Annotated in this window: 12 protein-coding genes and 1 tRNA gene; 1 reads left to right on the top strand and 12 read right to left on the bottom strand. The window is 48.9% G+C overall.

Annotation, left to right across the window (positions count from 1 at the left end; all coding sequences use genetic code 11):
• Positions 1-60 precede the first annotated feature (60 nt).
• The 8 genes from JWG88_RS18295 to JWG88_RS18330 all read right to left on the bottom strand — a co-directional run bounded on the left by JWG88_RS18295 (position 61) and on the right by JWG88_RS18330 (position 10,513).
• Positions 61-1,392, bottom strand: a complete 1,332-nt coding sequence (locus tag JWG88_RS18295) for a TRAP transporter large permease (RefSeq protein WP_205235237.1) — start codon at positions 1,390-1,392, stop codon at positions 61-63.
• Positions 1,393-1,929 carry a TRAP transporter small permease gene (locus JWG88_RS18300; RefSeq protein ID WP_205235238.1) on the bottom strand — a complete coding sequence of 179 codons (537 nt, stop codon included), beginning with the start codon at positions 1,927-1,929 and terminating at the stop codon, positions 1,393-1,395. It lies immediately after the preceding gene.
• A gap of 1,196 nt (positions 1,930-3,125) precedes the next feature.
• Positions 3,126-3,893 carry a 3-hydroxyacyl-CoA dehydrogenase gene (locus JWG88_RS18305; RefSeq protein WP_205235239.1) on the bottom strand — a complete coding sequence of 256 codons (768 nt, stop codon included), beginning with the start codon at positions 3,891-3,893 and terminating at the stop codon, positions 3,126-3,128.
• An 88-nt stretch (positions 3,894-3,981) separates the two neighbouring features.
• Positions 3,982-5,706, bottom strand: coding sequence for an acyl-CoA dehydrogenase FadE (locus tag JWG88_RS18310; RefSeq protein WP_205235240.1), 1,725 nt, complete (start codon positions 5,704-5,706; stop codon positions 3,982-3,984).
• 38 nt (positions 5,707-5,744) lie between these two features.
• Complete coding sequence (locus tag JWG88_RS18315) at positions 5,745-7,388, bottom strand: acyl-CoA synthetase (RefSeq protein WP_205235241.1); 1,644 nt, start codon at positions 7,386-7,388, stop codon at positions 5,745-5,747.
• 78 nt (positions 7,389-7,466) lie between these two features.
• A complete protein-coding gene (locus tag JWG88_RS18320; RefSeq protein WP_205235242.1) occupies positions 7,467-8,717 on the bottom strand; it encodes a thiolase family protein in 1,251 nt (416 codons plus the stop codon).
• 88 nt (positions 8,718-8,805) lie between these two features.
• Positions 8,806-9,399: a TetR/AcrR family transcriptional regulator gene (locus JWG88_RS18325; protein ID WP_205235243.1), complete on the bottom strand. Its 594-nt coding sequence runs from the start codon at positions 9,397-9,399 to the stop codon at positions 8,806-8,808.
• A gap of 919 nt (positions 9,400-10,318) precedes the next feature.
• Positions 10,319-10,513: a hypothetical protein gene (locus JWG88_RS18330; protein ID WP_205235244.1), complete on the bottom strand. Its 195-nt coding sequence runs from the start codon at positions 10,511-10,513 to the stop codon at positions 10,319-10,321.
• Positions 10,514-10,669: 156 nt separating this feature from the next.
• Here JWG88_RS18330 and JWG88_RS22235 point away from each other — a divergent pair, with 156 nt between their 5' ends.
• Positions 10,670-11,245 carry a site-specific integrase gene (locus tag JWG88_RS22235; protein WP_353740702.1) on the top strand — a complete coding sequence of 192 codons (576 nt, stop codon included), beginning with the start codon at positions 10,670-10,672 and terminating at the stop codon, positions 11,243-11,245.
• A 96-nt stretch (positions 11,246-11,341) separates the two neighbouring features.
• Here JWG88_RS22235 and JWG88_RS18340 read toward each other — a convergent pair.
• The 4 genes from JWG88_RS18340 to JWG88_RS18355 form a co-directional block, all read right to left on the bottom strand.
• Positions 11,342-11,417: transfer RNA gene (locus JWG88_RS18340), tRNA-Phe, on the bottom strand.
• Positions 11,418-11,492: 75 nt separating this feature from the next.
• Entirely contained in the window at positions 11,493-12,275 is a 783-nt protein-coding gene (locus JWG88_RS18345) for a hypothetical protein (RefSeq protein WP_205235245.1), read from the bottom strand.
• Between the two features lie 201 nt (positions 12,276-12,476).
• A complete protein-coding gene (gene nadC, locus JWG88_RS18350; RefSeq protein WP_205235246.1) occupies positions 12,477-13,313 on the bottom strand; it encodes a carboxylating nicotinate-nucleotide diphosphorylase in 837 nt (278 codons plus the stop codon).
• A gap of 154 nt (positions 13,314-13,467) precedes the next feature.
• Positions 13,468-16,134: a valine--tRNA ligase gene (locus JWG88_RS18355; protein WP_205235247.1), complete on the bottom strand. Its 2,667-nt coding sequence runs from the start codon at positions 16,132-16,134 to the stop codon at positions 13,468-13,470.
• Position 16,135 lies beyond the last annotated feature (1 nt).

The following is a 16,135-nucleotide window of genomic DNA, read 5'->3' on the forward strand; positions in this document are numbered from 1 at the left end:
TTTCTCCCTTCAGTGCTTGAAAACATTCACAGGCGGCAAATCATTTCCTGCCATCTCTCTTTATCGTATCCCTACCACCTGCGGGCCCAGCACCAGAGTCGGCAGCCACAGCGAAATCCAAGGTACATACGTTACCAACAATAGTACTGGTATACCAACTAAAAAGAAAAACAGTAACATGGGAGGTACTAAATCTTCCCAGGCCACCCCTGAAATACGCGTTCCAACAAATATGGAGAGTGCATAAGGTGGAGAAACGACCCCCAAACCGATATTCATCACCATCATCGCCCCTAAATGGACAAGATTCATGCCCATCTGATCCATTAACGGCATGATCAGCGGGACGGCGATGATCAAGACCGGGATGCCGTCGAGAAACATACCTAAAATCAGTATGAGAAGATTCAACATTAAGAGAATGATATAATAATTATCGGAAATGCTCAAAATAAACTGGGTCATTACTTCACCCATCTCTTCCATAATCAAGAGCCGAGTGAAAACCGTGCCAAATCCCAGAAGAAAGGCAAACATGCCCATGGTAACAATCGTCCCTATGGTGGAGGACCAAAAGTTTTTAAGAGTCATTTCTCTGTACATAAAGAAACCAACTGCTGTCGTATACACAACGGCAACGGCACCGGCTTCGTTTGGAGTAAAAATGCCTCCGTAAATCCCTACCAAAACCACTATTGGACAACCCAAGGCGGGTAAGGCCGCCCAAGTCGAGGCGGAGATTTCTTTCACTGATTCCGAAAAGTTAGATGGAAGTTCCTGAGTGTTTTCACTGGGCTTGTAGTAGCGGTGGCAGATAAGTGTATTCAGTAATATATATCCCGCCACTAAAAGAAGAGCGGGTATAACGGTTGCCAGAAAAACTGCCGCCACTGATTGCTGGGCGACCAGACAGTAGATAAGAGCCGGGACACTGGGGGGAATGAGGTATCCCAAGAAACTTGAAGAACAAAGAACCGCTGTCACATATTTTCGCTGGTAGCCCAATTTTTCCAGACCCGGTACCAGGATGGGAACCAAAGCGGCAAGAACCGGAATGGAAGAGCCGGTTAGAGCTCCCATAAAAGCGGCGGCTACGATAGCGACATCCACCAGACCACCCTTGATCCTACCCACTAATGCATAGGAAAGACGCACCAGCCGTGTGGCAATACCCGATACGGATATTAAATTCCCGGCATAGATAAAAAAGGCTATGGCCATGAGCAGATAATTGTTTACGGCGTGATAAAAGGTTCCGGCCATATAATTAAGGGAACCATCGATCATGAAAATGATTGCTGTCGTAGTTCCCAAAAAAACCAGCCATAAAGGCAGGCCAATAAAGATGAGGACAAAGAAAAGGATTATTCCCAGGAGGATCCCGTATTCCATTTATTTCTCCCCCTGCTGATGTGTTCGCAGAAGTTTAACAACCTCCTTGATGTCTCTCTGAAGAATAACCAGCAAATGGAACACGACTAAAGCAAAGGCAAAAAACAGACCGATTTGTAGCCAGCTGGTATTAAACCAACGAACCAGCGTGCCATACTGAGGATATTGCATTGCTCGTAACATGAAATAATATACGCCAGGCAAAAATATGAGAACGATGAGAAGGGAGAGGAGCTCCAAAAAAATATTGTAAATGGCTCCCCCCAGTGGTTTGTTGTGAAAAAGCTTTGTCGAAAAGATATTCACCGCAACGTGGCCCTTTTTCATGGTGGTGACCGCAAAAGCAAAAAACATGAAGAAGACGAAGCAGTACTGGGCTAAATCGTTCAACCACATGATTTCCAGATGCAGCCAATAGCGGTTCACCACCGTCGCGCAAATCAAAAAGGTACAAACAATCAATCCAACAAAGCAGATAGTTTCTTCCACTTTCTGGATACCATTCAGCATGGATGCCAAAGTCTTCTTTATCCGCATTCTTTTTTATCCACTATGTTTTTTGAGGTTTTTTGAAATACTAGTAAGCACGCATGTTTTATGAAGAAATGGAGCTGATTTTCTGCGCAACCATCAACTTAAGGTTACTTAATTTGTTATTCATGTCAATAATATTCTTCTAAAGAACAAAACCTAGGACTTTACGGGTACAAGTTCAAAGCCCATTGATTTCGCATGCTTTTTAAGATTTATCTCAACCCGTTGCTTATGGAGGAGCTCTTGTTCAGCAAATACAGTTTCATCGAAGGATTTTCCTGTTTTAATTAAATGAAATATGATGGACTCGTAAAAAGCCCGATCTACGTCGTTGTAGATCTGAAACGGCGATTTGCCGTACCACATGTACTGCCAAATCGCCGTTTCAGATACTACGCCTAGTATATCAAGCTTTTTCCAGAGTCCATCCCGGAACTTCGATGACTTTTTACGAGATTATCAAATATGATTCTAGCCAATTTATGAGCTGTTGCTGTGATAGCTTTGGGTGTACCATGACGCGCTCTCATTCGGAAAAAGCCATCCTTATCCGGGAGAAGGTTATTTCTTGCCGTGTCCATGCCAACGTCCTCGAGGATGTATGTATCGGATTTTTTGGTCATAGTCGAGATGATCGACCCTGAGAAGAAGAGATACTGGCAAGAACATATCAATGTCTTGAGGTAAAATAATGGAAAGACAACGGCATCGTGAAAATGCCGTTTCACGGGACCATGGTGTTCGTCGCTTACGATTTCAACATTCCAACCCAGAACAGTCATACTTCTCCACGTTTCTACCCATTAGCGGTCTTGCCAGCGATTGAGGCCCCAGGTACAACACCTGGACTATTGCGAGCTATATGGATAGCTTGACCTCAATGCGAAGTCGGCTCCTCGCTCTCTTTTGGGAATGGCAAAATCGATTGGACTGGTAATCTCAATTTCTTGCTGCTCAGAAAAAAATCTGCAGCGCAGTCAGCTCCGATTTCTCGACTTTCCATGTTAACCAATTGCTACCCAGCATCTTTTCATTTGTATAGAGTGCTGGTTTTGACAATCCAATTGCAGTTGATTGGCCAAGATAAATCACACTGATATACATCCAATTCCAGTAGGATTACGCTCGTCTTTGATTCGCTCTTTTGTCTCTAAAGCTATAAGAGTGGATGGTTCAGGAGGAGCAGCACCGAACAAGGTTTACTTCGCTGACATCCGAATAGCTCCATCGAGGCGAATCACTTCGCCGTTCAAATAGGCGTTTTCTACGATGTGGCAAACCATCGCTGCATATTCCACAGGCTTACCCAATCTTGACGGGAACGGGACCGTCTTGCCCAGAGAATTCTGGACCTCCTGCGGCAGTCCAAGCAGCATTGGCGTTTCGAAAATGCCTGGGGCAATGGTCATAACCCGGATGCCGGAGCGCGCCAACTCACGTGCCAATGGCAATGTCATCGCGACCACTCCACCTTTTGAGCCGGCATAGGCGGCTTGGCCAATCTGGCCGTCGAAAGCGGCGACAGAAGCAGTATTGACAATGATTCCCCTCTCGCCGTCAGTGTTTGGTTGTCCTTTGCTCATCACGTCAGCCGCCAACCGAAGCATGTTAAAGGTTCCAATCAAATTGACGTTGATGACCTGGATAAAAGAACTCAGTTGGTGCGGGTGGTCACGACCTACAACTTTTTCTCCTATGGCGATTCCCGCACAGTTCACCAGCCCGTGCAGGCCGCCGAACGTACTCACCGCCGCGTTTATGCACGCTTTCGCGCTCTCTTCACTGGTTATATCCGTTTGAACAAAGCGGGCATTTATACCCAGATCGGCCTGAACAGCATCGCCGGCAGACTGGTTGACGTCTGCCAGCACGACTTTGCCCCCGCCATCGACTATCATTTTAGCCGTGGCTGCACCCAGACCTGAAACACCGCCGGTTATGATAAATATGCTGTCTTGTATCTTCATTTTGAAATTCTCCTAAAATGCGGGGATAAGCCCGATTTTGCCCTTCTCCGTCTTCCTTTGAGCGACTTTCGAGTGGAAAAAATATTTCCTAAAAAATGTATCTTTCTGCCTGGCTGGTGGCTTCAGCAATCCGTCTTTTGGCCGCAAGCAGGCCGTTAGTCTTATAGGCAGTTACAGCTTCCATTGCGGCGGGTAACGCTTTGTTGCCGATGAATGCTGCACATTTTTCGGCGGCATTGACAAAATGTTGTCTCGCGGTAAATGTACATAATATGACCACCGCCCGATACTGCTCCTGCTTGGTCCCCGTTGCCGCCATGGCGGACTTTTCCGCGCGCAGCACGGCGCTTTCCAGACCGAATATCTGGATTGCCACATCAGCCAGTGCCAGGAGAATTTCCTGTTCGCCACTGATCCTGGTGCCGAACATCTTGACGATTTGACCGGTGAGGACGAGATACGTCCTTTTCATTTCTTGCAAAAGGCATTTTTCCTCAGCGTAGTTTCCCGTCTCGGCAGTCGCAAAGGTCGGGTCTAGTGACTTCCCGACGATTCCTTTGCGGATCAGAAGGCCGGGGATCAGTATGCGGTTGATCTCGTTGGTTCCCTCATAGATCCTCTGCACCCGCTCATCTCGATACAGCTGCTCGATGGGATACTCGGAGATGTAGCCGTACCCACCGTGTACCTGCAGCATCTCATCAATGCATTTCGCAGCCATCTCGCTGCAAAATACCTTCGTAAGGGCGCATTCTGCCGCGTACTCCTCAATCCCCTTCAGGTATTCGATGTAATAATTGCCAATGCCGTTGTTGATGGTCGCCAAACGATCATCAATCAACCCCGCCAGCCGATAGACGACGGCTTCGGAAGCAAAAGTCATGGCCGTCACATCGGCGAGCTTCTCCTGAATGGCCCCGAAACTTCTGATCGGAACATTGAACTGCTGGCGTTCATTTGCGTAACGGGCGCCTTCGGACAGGGCATATTTTTTCTGCCCCACACAGAACGCCCCGAGTTTGAAACGTCCAATGTTTAAAACATTGAAGGCGATCTTATGTCCCTTGCCGATCTCACCAAGCACATTCTCAACCGGCACCCGGACGTTATCGAGTATGATCTGACGGGTGGAAGATCCGTGCATACCCATTTTTCTTTCTTCCGGGCCAAATTCCAGGCCGGCAAATGTTCTTTCCACCAGAAAAGCGGTAAAGTGAACCTTGTCGACCTTGGCGAAGATCGTAAATAGGTCGGCAAATCCGGCATTAGAGCTGAATTGCTTGGTGCCATTGAGGACATAGTGGCTGCCGTCCTCGGAGAGCATCGCCGTCGTCTTCGCCCCCAGTGCATCGGAACCGGAGCCCGGTTCGGTCAGGCAATAGGCGCCGATCATTTCCGCGTGGATCAGTTTCTCAAGATAACGACCCTTCTGCTGAGCGGTGCCGTAAAACACCAGCGGCAGCATGCCGATCCCGGTTTGAACCATATAGGATAGACCAAAATTCCGGGCAAAGGCCATTTTTTCCATAACCAGCATGCTGGTCACCTTGTCGAGTTCGAGACCGCCGTACTGCTCCGGCGCATCGATCATCATGAGCCCGAGCTCGGCGCATTCTTTGAGTTTCTGTACCACCAGATCGAAATTCTTCGACTCGATCTCCTTATTGATTGGCAGGATTTCATTCAAGACAAAGTGCGCGGTGGTTTCGGCAATTTGTTTATGTTCGTCTGTAAAATCCTCTGGGGTAAACACATCCTGACAATCGATGTTCTTCACTAGGTATTCGCCACCGCTGTATACTTTTTGAGCCATAATTATCCTTTTTGATTATTCCGGACTCACCACAGGAGTTAACTGAAAATTCCCTTAAAGGATTCCCTCATTTGGCGTTTTAGGATTTTGCCGGTCGGTGTCTTGGGGAGTGCTTCAACAAAGATAATCTTTTTCGGGACTTTGAAAGATGAAAGATTCTTTTTGCAGTGCTCCATGATCTCCTCTTCCGTGGCTGTGGCTCCTTCCTTGAGCTTGATGACCGCCGCCACCGCCTCCACCCATCGAGGATGGTTCAGGCCGACCACGGCCACCTCCTGCACGGCCGGGTGGAGGAACACAGCCTCCTCAACCTCCCTGGAGGCAACGTTCTCTCCACCGGTTTTGATCATGTCTTTTTTCCGGTCCACCACAGTGATGTAGCGGTCCTCGTCGAGAACGCCTAAATCCCCGGAATGGAACCAGCCATCCTTCATCGCGGCTTCGGTCTTGTCTGGTTCTTTGAAATACATGGTCATGACATGGGGCCCGCGGCCGCATATTTCACCAGGTACGTCGATTGCGTTAATTTCATTGCCAACCTCATCTTCGATGCGAGACTCCATATGCAGACCAGCCATGCCGGCAGAGCCGATCTTCGCCTGGGCGTCCTCGGCTTTCAGGATGCAATGGTACGGCGCCAGTTCGGTCTGTCCGTAATAGTTGTAGACACCGGCCCTGGGGAATTTCTCCAGGATCTCCCTAAGGATCTCCCTCGGCATGATAGACGCGCCATAGTAACATTTCATCAGGCTGGACAGATCATATTTCTGGAAATCCGGGTGTCGGAGCATACCGATCCATACTGTTGGCGGTGCAAAGAACATGGTCGCCTTCCAAGCCTCTATAGCGGCCAGTATCTTGCCAATATCCGGGCTCATGAGAATGTTGGTGCCGCCGAGCCAGAATACCGGATTCATAAATACGTCCCGCTGCGCGCAATGGTAGATGGGCAGGGCGTTGATATTGATATCTGTATGGTCATACTTGCCATCAATAATGCAGCCCATGTATTCAGCGATCAAGGCCTGGTTGCTGATGATCACCCCCTTTGGCAAGGATTCGGTGCCACTGGTGTAGGTCATCTGGACCGGATCCTCGATCCGCAGAATAACATCGGGCTCTGTTTCCGGCGCTTGAGAATACCAGGCGTTGAAATCGACAAAGCCTTCGGGTGCAGGCTGCCCGGCCCCTTGATCGGACCAGATCAGATGCTTTACCTGTGGCATTTTGTTCAACACCCCCTTTACGTTGTCATAAAGGCTGTCCTCAATAATGAAAACGGTGCTCTCCGAGTGGTTGATGCAAAAAGCAATGTCATCGTCTCTTAACAGGTAATTGACGGCCAGATAGATTGCCCCGATCTTGGCACAACCCAGCCATGTCAGGACATGATGGTGGGTATTATGAGCCAGGATGGCTACTCGATCATATTTTTTCACTCCCAGTCCGGTGAGGGCGTTGGCCACCTGGTTGCACTGATCTTCCAGCTGGCTGTAAGTCAGACTGATGTCGTTGAACACTAGGGCTTTCTTGTCGGGATAATGATACCGGGTCCGCCGGATCATATCGGCGATGACCCACCTGTTGATCCGGTTGTTCCGATTCATGAGGAAATCGATATTTTCCTGGCTGATAGTGCTGTATCGAAGTTTTTCCTGTTCCGAGAGTATATCATGGATCATGGTGTAGCCCTCCACAAAGAGAAATTGTTTGTCCGGGGATTCCCGGACAAGATGCCGATCCCACACGAGAATCGATGCCTAAATCATTTCGATGGCGCAGGCCATGGATACTCCGCCACCGCCACAGAGAGTGGCCAACCCAAGAGATTTGCCGCGTTTTTTCAGCGCATACGTCAACGTTACCATCAACCTGGCACCAGTCGAGCCCACTGGGTGTCCCAGCCCAATGCCCGAGCCGTTGACGTTGGTGATTTCCCGATTAAGGTTCAGCTCCTTTTCACAACCCAGGTATTGGGCGGCAAAGGCCTCGTTGACCTCGATGAGATCAAAATCCTTTATGGTGAGGTTCGAGGACTTGAGCAGATTGCGGACGGCAGGGACCGGTGACAGGCCCATAACTGAGGGATGACACGCCCCCCTGGCGACGGCCCTGATCCTGGCCAAAGGTTGCAGGCCCAGTTCCTTGGCCTTGTCGGCGGACATGATGACCATGCCTGTGGATCCGTCGTTGATGCCGCTGGAGTTGCCGGCGGTGACCTTACCAATTTGGGGGATAAATGCTGGTGGCAGGTCGCGAAGCATATCCATGGTCATGCCTGGTCTGAAATGCTCATCCTTAGTAAAAATGAGAGGGCTTTTCTTTTTCTGGGGAACCTCAACCGGCACAATTTCTTCGGCAAAGGAACCGTCCAGGGTGGCGCGTTCCGACTCGTTGTGGCTTCGCAGGGCAACCTCATCCATCTCTTCCCTGGAAATATCCATATGTTGGGCAATGAATTCCGCCGTCTGTCCCATTATATAGGGTTTGCCGACGAACATGCTGAGTGGCGGCCGGGTGGCATCGACCGGGCCATCTTCAGGGTGCGGAATGATGTGCGAGCCGCAATGGAGGGTATGGATCAGATTATCGACAAAAGTCTGGTCCTGCAGTCGGCAACCCCATCGTGCTCCAGGAACCGAATAGGGAACGCTTGACATGTGCTCGGTTCCACCGGCCAGGATGATGTCGGCCATGCCGGCCTGAATCATGGCCATACCCGAAATAGCGGCCTCCATACCCGAGATGCAGACCCGATTAATGGTTACGGCGGTAACGGTTTCCGGAATACCGGCGAGCAGCGAGCCGACCCGGGTCACATTCAGGGTGTCGGCTGATTCCATGCAACAGCCGTAGCGGATATCGTCAATCATAACCGGATCGATCCTGGCCCGCCGGATGGCTTCTTTCATCGTAATGCTCGCCAGGATGGCGCCGTTCAGGCCGCGGAGGGTACCGCCGAATGCGCCGATAGCCGTCCGGCATCCGGATACAATAACGACTTCTTTCATGGTTCTATCCTCTCTTGTGTATTCGATGTCCACAACTGTTGACACCAGCGGCCAGACACCGGGTTTTAAAATTGCCGTTTTCGTGAAATTATCGTTTGATCCCGTTCAAAAGTAGCTCCGTTATGATCCTGGCAGTCTCATTTGTCGAAACTGGTTCATTAAAAATGGCACGATTCAGGCACGAATGCTCTATGGTGCCGAAAATGGCATTGCGGATGTAGGCCGGGGGTAGAGTGTCTCGAATTTCACCGTTAGCTATGCCTTCTTTGATTATATCAAGAAGTATCCGGTTGAACTGCCTTACCAGCTCATAAGCCTCACTGTGGAAATATTCTTCCGAATTCCGGACCTCCAACAGGATTATCCTGGCAAAGACCCGGTGATTTGCATAGCGTTCGATGGAGGACCAGATGATTTTCCTCAGTTTGTTCAGGGCTCCGTCGATCCCTTGCAGGTCGCGGTCTATCTGAACCAAAAAATGATCGTAGTGCTGCTTGAGGACGTGGTGCAGGATATCGCGCTTGCCATTGAAGTACTTGTAGATCAGTCCTTCGGTGACGCCAGCGGAGAATGCGATGTCTGAGATAGTGAGGGATTCGAAGGTCTGTTCCTCCAGAAGGGTTCGTAGCGCATCGATGATCTTTAATTTGCCCGGCGGACTGTTGGCGAGTGACTTTTGCATTTATTGTAAATTTTATTTACCATTAATGTTCTAAAATATGATAGCTATAACATGCATATACTGGACAAAATGACGAATAATATATATATATATAAACAATAGAGTAAATATTACTTACCCAAAAAGAGGAAACTCGTCAAGATTATTTTCCGTGTCAACAAACATCGGCTAGGCGTTCATGGCCCTTACCTACCCGTCCGGACAGTTTCTGTCTATAGTGAGACGTGAAATTATTGGAGTAATCGAATGGCAGTTACGGAACGGAAAAAACTGCCGGCAATTTTCATCGGCTACGGCAACCCCTTGTTAAGGACTTGTCAATGCTAAAATATTCCATGCCCAAAACGGATTCTGGAAGATCAGACCGGTATTTTGGGAGAGTGAGACGGCCCGGCAGGATGGCTAAGCATTCGATTTGAGAGACAGAAGATGATGCCCGATGTGGGTTGATCTTTTTACCGACCCCGCCTACGGCCGGCATGGCTGGTCTAATGGGGGATCCGAATACACTACATCAATCAAAGATTGATGGTGGCAACCTTAACCATTTAAGTAAAATCGCAAGTTAATACTATCCAGAATAGGGTAGACTCGACAAAACATAGAGAAGTGCGCAAAAATGGAGCAACTGGAAACTAAAGATTACCAAATATCAGCTAACTTCATTCAATTATAACCAAGCTTGACATTGCCAATACGAAGGTGAGTAGTCTACCCACCTGCTTCAATAGAAGATTTCTACTGAATATCTGAGGTCACTATCACCCTCTGTACCAGTTCGGATCTGATTTTCCACACATATTCATTTCCTGTTTTATATACAGTAAGACGAGACAAGAAAAATAAGCACTTGATATAAAAGCGAAAAATCAATGAACGAGCGAAAGTACCCCTGCATCCAATACTGAATGAGGTCATATCACTTTCTGGCAATCCAGTCCGGTAGTTTTATATCTCCATAGTCAATTGCCTCGATTGCCTTACTGAGCGGTCCGAGATCGTTTTTCTTCGAATACCTGAGATAAGATTCTGATTTGCCATGCTGATGACCGGCGATAGCGGCAGTATGTGCTTCAGGGATTCCACAGGACCACATTTTTGAAAATAAAAGCATGCCTTATACCATGGTAGGTTTGACCGGCACCGAGAATACCTAGAGATTTACGGTATTTGGCAAAGTCTTTACTGACTTGGTGTCCGTATTTGCCTTTGTATGGCTTGATATCATGAAATAACTTTATTTCAGGCCTGGATTGAACAGCAAAGAATAATCACTGCTCTACCAAGACACTGGAAGCCCTATTTCCAGTTCGCATTTTGCTCTGGTTTGCGCCAGGGGGAACAATTTGCCTTGAAACCAGGCGACATTGATCCATCAAAAGGCTGTCTAACAATCAGTAGAGCAATGACGCTTGGCCTAGATGGGCAGCGGATTGAAGGAAAGACGAAAAATAGATTTAGCCGCAGGGAGATCCAACTGTTACCCGCTATGAAATCTGTCTTAGAGACGCAGTTGGCAATATGCAAGCAATTAAAGGCCGAGTACCTATTCTGCACAGAAAATGGATGCCGAATTAATCATGCGGATTTAAGCACTAGAGTATGGCAACCTCCACTGATAGCGGCCGGTATCTCCTATAGGCCAATGGTGCAAACTCGTCATAGCTTTGCCACAACGGCATTAAGCCTTGGCGAAAATCCGTTATGGATCGCTCATGTTATGGGCCACCGGGACACCGATATGATTGTAAGGGTATACGCGAAGTTAATCAAAATTGCGGTTAACAATAGAGATGGAGGCGAATTGAGCAACCTCCATTCAACCATGATTGGTAACTGTGGTTAGCTGTGGGGAGATGCTGATTTGGCAAAAATTTGGCAAAACCTGCTAAAACGAAAAAAGCACTTATGACTATTAAAGCCATAAGTGCTTGAAATCTATTGGTGCCGGGACCAGGAATCGAACCAGGGACACACGGATTTTCAGTCCGTTGCTCTACCGACTGAGCTATCCCGGCACCTCATTTGAAGTCGCTTTTTTACACAAGATATGGCATCATGTCAATATCTTTATCAGGGTATCTTCCTCTTTTTTATTCATCTTTATCAAGAGAAATACCGCCCAGATCAAGATCAAAATCGAGATCGGCATCCATATCCATCTCGCCATGTTCCTTTTTGGTCGGTGGTGCCGGGACTTCCTCGGCTTCTGAAAGCCCCAAATCATCGAAAGACAGGTTTTCGAGGCCGTCACTTTCTGTTTGATCCGCATCTTCGCTTGAAGTCAGACTGAATTCATCGTCATCGAGCTCGCCTATGTCGAGATCGAGACTGAAGTCATCAAAGTCATCGCCACCACTGTGATTGCCCGGATTTTTTCTCTGTTTCCCTACATCCTTTGTGGAAGGAGCAGACAAATCAGAAATGTCGTTCAGTTCATCCGGAAGATCCATGGAGAGAGTATTATGCCCTCCTATATCAGGTTCCTCTTCTGCGAAGGCATCCTCAAACTGGCCGAGGTCTATACCCTCATCATCGCTGTCGTCATCGCCGAGGGCAATTTCGAAGTTTTCCTCTTCAGCTAAATCGTCAAAATCCAGTCCGCCGTTAAAGGCAATTTCATTATCTTCATCTTCTTCAACGAGAACATTGAGGTCGGGATCTACCACATCGTATTCGTCCTCTGCATCAAAAGAAATCCCGGATCGCTCTGTTTGGGCGCGGCCTCCGCCTTTCTGAAACTTTAGAAAAGAGGGAGGCTTGACGTTATACGTAGTGCCCTCCAGATCAGATGCGAACTTCGTGATATCTTTACTGCATTTCAGGCAGGCTTCTACATGGTCAAACGAGATAAACCCGCATTTAGGACAACGCATAGAGTTATTCCTTCAAAAAGATCGATATTTGTAAATTGTCCGCGGAAATGATTCCGCATGCTACCAACCCGGCAAAGCCGGGTTCTTTACAAGTACCCCGAGGGGTAACTAATACTGCAAGTATGGCACATTTCTCCTTCATTAATCAAGCTAATTCTACCACCAAGAAGACTGCCTATGCAATGCTCCTGCCATCATCGGCTACAATAACCAATCCATACCGATGTCGCAGGCCGGAGCCGAATGGGTCAAGGCGCCGACGGAAATGATATCAACACCTGTTTTCGCTATATTTTCAATGTGTTCAAGGTTGACTCCCCCAGAGGCCTCAACCAGGGCTCTGCCGTTAACAATGCTTACCGCAGCGGCCATGGCGGTTACATCCATGTTGTCCAACATAATAATATCGACACCGCACTGCAAACATTCCTCGACCTGCTCCAATGTATCGGTTTCAACCTCGATACGGATCGTATGAGGAACCTGTTGCCGAACCTTCGCCACGGCAGTCGAGATCGAGCCGCAGGCAGCAATATGGTTGTCCTTGATAAGAACCCCGTCAGTTAAATTATAACGGTGATTAAAGCCGCCCCCGACCCTGACTGCATACTTTTCGAACATTCTCAGGCCGGGAGTGGTTTTTCTGGTATCGGTAACACGAACCGGATATCCTTTTACCCTGTCGACAAATTCCCTGGTAAGTGTCGCTATTCCGCACATTCTCTGCAGCAGGTTGAGGGCAAGACGCTCAGCCTTGAGCATATCGACGACCGGACCTTCCACAGTGAGAATGACATCACCCGGCTGCACCAGGGTGCCGTCCTCGACACCATTGCTCATCAGAATGTCCGAATTCTGGATCCGAAAAACTTCAGCTGCGACAGTGGAAACACCTGCTGTTATAAAAAACTGTCGTGCCACCAGGTTTGCCCTGCCTTTATCCTCAGGGGAGAATATCGACTCACTGGTAAGATCGCCCCTGCCGACATCCTCCCGAAGAAAGGAGCAAATGGATTCCCGTATGCTATTTTTATCCATAAATGTTTAGTACCTTACAGATTTTTCTTTGTTTTTTTTGCAAAAAAAAATAATCTGCCTAAAGGTTCTTATACCCCTCAAGCGGGTACTGTAAAGAGTCCAGTTCAGCTGGGCTGGTTGGTTGTATCCGTATCCCTTTCGATGGCGTGGATCATTATCTGGATGCAATGTTCCTCAACCTTTTCTCGGCTTCGGCTATTTTTTCCAGCTTGGCATCCAGATCCTGTTTTTTTGCCTTTTCCTTATTCACTACCTGCTCAGGTGCATTGGCCAGAAATTTGTCATTGTGCAGCTTACCGTTGACCTGTTTGAGTTTTGCCTCAACCTTGCCCCTTTCACGGGAGAGTTTGGCCTGTTCATTGTCAACATCGACCAATCCTTCGAGAGGAACGAATATCTCTATTTCATTATAGATATAGGTTGCGGCATCGGTCGGTTTGTCGCCGTGCTGCTGAACACGAAACCCGCTGAGCCTGGTCATATCGGTGATTGTTTTCTCGAACGAGGCGAGAAAATCCGCCTTTTTCCTATCCGGGCAAATAACATAGGCATCAATAGTAGCCGAAGGGTGGACATCTGACTCCGAACGGATATTGCGTATACCCGTTATAATCGCCATAAGCAAAGCCATATCCTCTTCCGCCGCAGGGTTTTTCCAGTTCTGCTGAACTTCGGGAAACTCGCTGGTCATCAGGGGGCCTCGCTCTCCCGGCAAAACACTCCAGATTTCCTCGGTGACAAATGGCGTTATCGGGTGCATCAGCTTAAGAATCGTCTCCAGAACAACCAGGAGAACACTCCTGGCCTGCCGGCCGGCCGTCTTGTCACTGCTGAACAAATCGGCCTTGATCCATTCCAGATACCAGTCACAGAACTCATGCCAGATAAACTGATAATTAGCCATGGCCACGTCATTGAAATGATACTCATCGAGTCCCCGGCGCACTTCCTCAACGGTTGCCGCGGTTCGGCTCAATATCCACTGATGCGCCAGTGGAAGCTCGTCGGTTCTTTCGACTATGTCCTTTGCGGCATCATCGCTTTCCTCCAGATGCATCAGAGCGAAGCGGGCGGCATTCCACATTTTATTGATAAAATGGCGGTATCCCTCGATTCGATCCTCATCGAGCTTGATCTCACGTCCCTGGGCAGCAAAGGCGATCAGGGTGAAACGCATGGCATCGGTCCCATATTTCTCCATGACTTCCAGTGGATCAATAACATTTCCAGTTGATTTAGACATTTTCTTGCCGTTTTTATCACGGACAAGGGCATGAAGATAGACATCCCTGAAGGGAACTTCATCCATAAAATGAAGCCCCATCATCATCATGCGCGCCACCCAGAAGAAGAGAATGTCAAAACTGGTGATCAGTACGGAGGTTGGATAAAAAGTGGCAAGCTCTCTGGTATTTTCCGGCCAGCCCAGAGTGGAAAAGGGCCAGAGCGCTGAAGAAAACCAGGTGTCCAGCACATCGGTTTCGCGCACCAGCTTACTGGAGCCGCACTTGGGGCAGGATTCCGGGTCAAAGGTTTCCACCACAATCTCACCGCAATCCTCGCAGGTCCAGGCTGGTATCCGATGTCCCCACCAGATCTGCCGGGAAATACACCAGTCGCGGATATTGTCCATCCAGCTGTAAAAGGTATTATACCAGGTTTTGGGATAAATCCGGATACGTTCTTCCCGGACGGCGGCCACGGCCTTGTCGGCCAGAGGCCTGACCGAGACGAACCATTGCAGGGAGGTTGTCGGCTCCACCACGGTTTTGCATCTATAACAATGGCCCACCGCATGGTCATATTCTTCGATTTTTTCGAGAAAACCAAGCTCCTCAAGGTCGGCCACTATGCTTTTGCGGCACTCGAACCGGTCCAGCCCGGCATATTTTCCCGCCGCTTCATTCATGATTCCCTTATCATCAATGACCTTGAGCAGATCCAGCGAGTGTCTTCTGCCTATCTCGTAGTCGTCACGGTCATGAGACGGGGTGACCTTCAGAGCCCCGGTACCGAATTCGCGCTGGACATGGTTGTCGAAAACCACGGGAACGATGCGGTTTGTCAGGGGCAGACGGATGCCGACATTGCCGAGATGGCTGTAGCGCTCATCATCGGGATGAACAGCGACACCGGTATCGCCAAGCATAGTTTCCGGTCTGGTGGTGGCAATCACCACATGGCCTGATCCATCAGCATAGGGATATCTGATATGATAGAGTTTTCCCCTGGTGTCCTCATGTTCGACCTCGTCATCGGAGAGCGCGGTACGGCAGCGCGGACACCAGTTGACGATATAGTCCCCTTTGTATATCAGACCTTCCTTGTAAAGGCGGACAAAGACCTCACGAACAGCGGCGGAAAGCCCCTCATCCATAGTGAAACGCTCACGCGACCAGTCGCAGGAGCTGCCGAGTCTTTTCAGTTGATTGATAATGGTGCCGCCTTTTTCCTCGCGCCACTCCCAGACCTTTTCGATGAACTTGTCGCGGCCCAGATCATGTCGGTCTTTTCCCTCTGAGGCCAGCTGTCGCTCAACCACGTTCTGAGTGGCGATGCCGGCATGATCGGTTCCCGGTACCCAGAGGGTATTGTCACCACGCATCCTGTGATAACGGGTCAAGACATCCTGCATGGTATTGTTGAGGGCATGGCCGACATGCAGCACCCCTGTAACGTTGGGCGGGGGAATGACAATGGAAAACGAGGGCCTGCCCTCCTCCATAGTCGCCTGAAAACAGTCATGTGCAGACCAGTACTGCAGCCATTTGCTCTCTACTTCGGCAAATTCATACGCTTTACTTAACAGCTTCTTATCCATA

Origin of the sequence: Desulfopila inferna (genome assembly GCF_016919005.1) — a bacterium.
Classification (GTDB): domain Bacteria; phylum Desulfobacterota; class Desulfobulbia; order Desulfobulbales; family Desulfocapsaceae; genus Desulfopila_A; species Desulfopila_A inferna.

Bases quoted from the DNA above. Each gene is read 5' to 3' on its own strand.
- JWG88_RS18325 (WP_205235243.1), bottom strand. From the start codon at position 9,399: ATGCAAAAGTCACTCGCCAACAGTCCGCCGGGCAAATTAAAGATCATC.
- JWG88_RS18295 (WP_205235237.1), bottom strand. From the start codon at position 1,392: ATGGAATACGGGATCCTCCTGGGAATAATCCTTTTCTTTGTCCTCATC.
- JWG88_RS18300 (WP_205235238.1), bottom strand. From the start codon at position 1,929: ATGCGGATAAAGAAGACTTTGGCATCCATGCTGAATGGTATCCAGAAA.
- JWG88_RS18305 (WP_205235239.1), bottom strand. From the start codon at position 3,893: ATGAAGATACAAGACAGCATATTTATCATAACCGGCGGTGTTTCAGGT.
- nadC (WP_205235246.1), bottom strand. From the start codon at position 13,313: ATGGATAAAAATAGCATACGGGAATCCATTTGCTCCTTTCTTCGGGAG.
- JWG88_RS18315 (WP_205235241.1), bottom strand. From the start codon at position 7,388: ATGATCCATGATATACTCTCGGAACAGGAAAAACTTCGATACAGCACT.
- JWG88_RS18345 (WP_205235245.1), bottom strand. From the start codon at position 12,275: ATGCGTTGTCCTAAATGCGGGTTTATCTCGTTTGACCATGTAGAAGCC.
- JWG88_RS18330 (WP_205235244.1), bottom strand. From the start codon at position 10,513: ATGCTTTTATTTTCAAAAATGTGGTCCTGTGGAATCCCTGAAGCACAT.
- JWG88_RS18355 (WP_205235247.1), bottom strand. From the start codon at position 16,134: ATGGATAAGAAGCTGTTAAGTAAAGCGTATGAATTTGCCGAAGTAGAG.
- JWG88_RS18310 (WP_205235240.1), bottom strand. From the start codon at position 5,706: ATGGCTCAAAAAGTATACAGCGGTGGCGAATACCTAGTGAAGAACATC.
- JWG88_RS18320 (WP_205235242.1), bottom strand. From the start codon at position 8,717: ATGAAAGAAGTCGTTATTGTATCCGGATGCCGGACGGCTATCGGCGCA.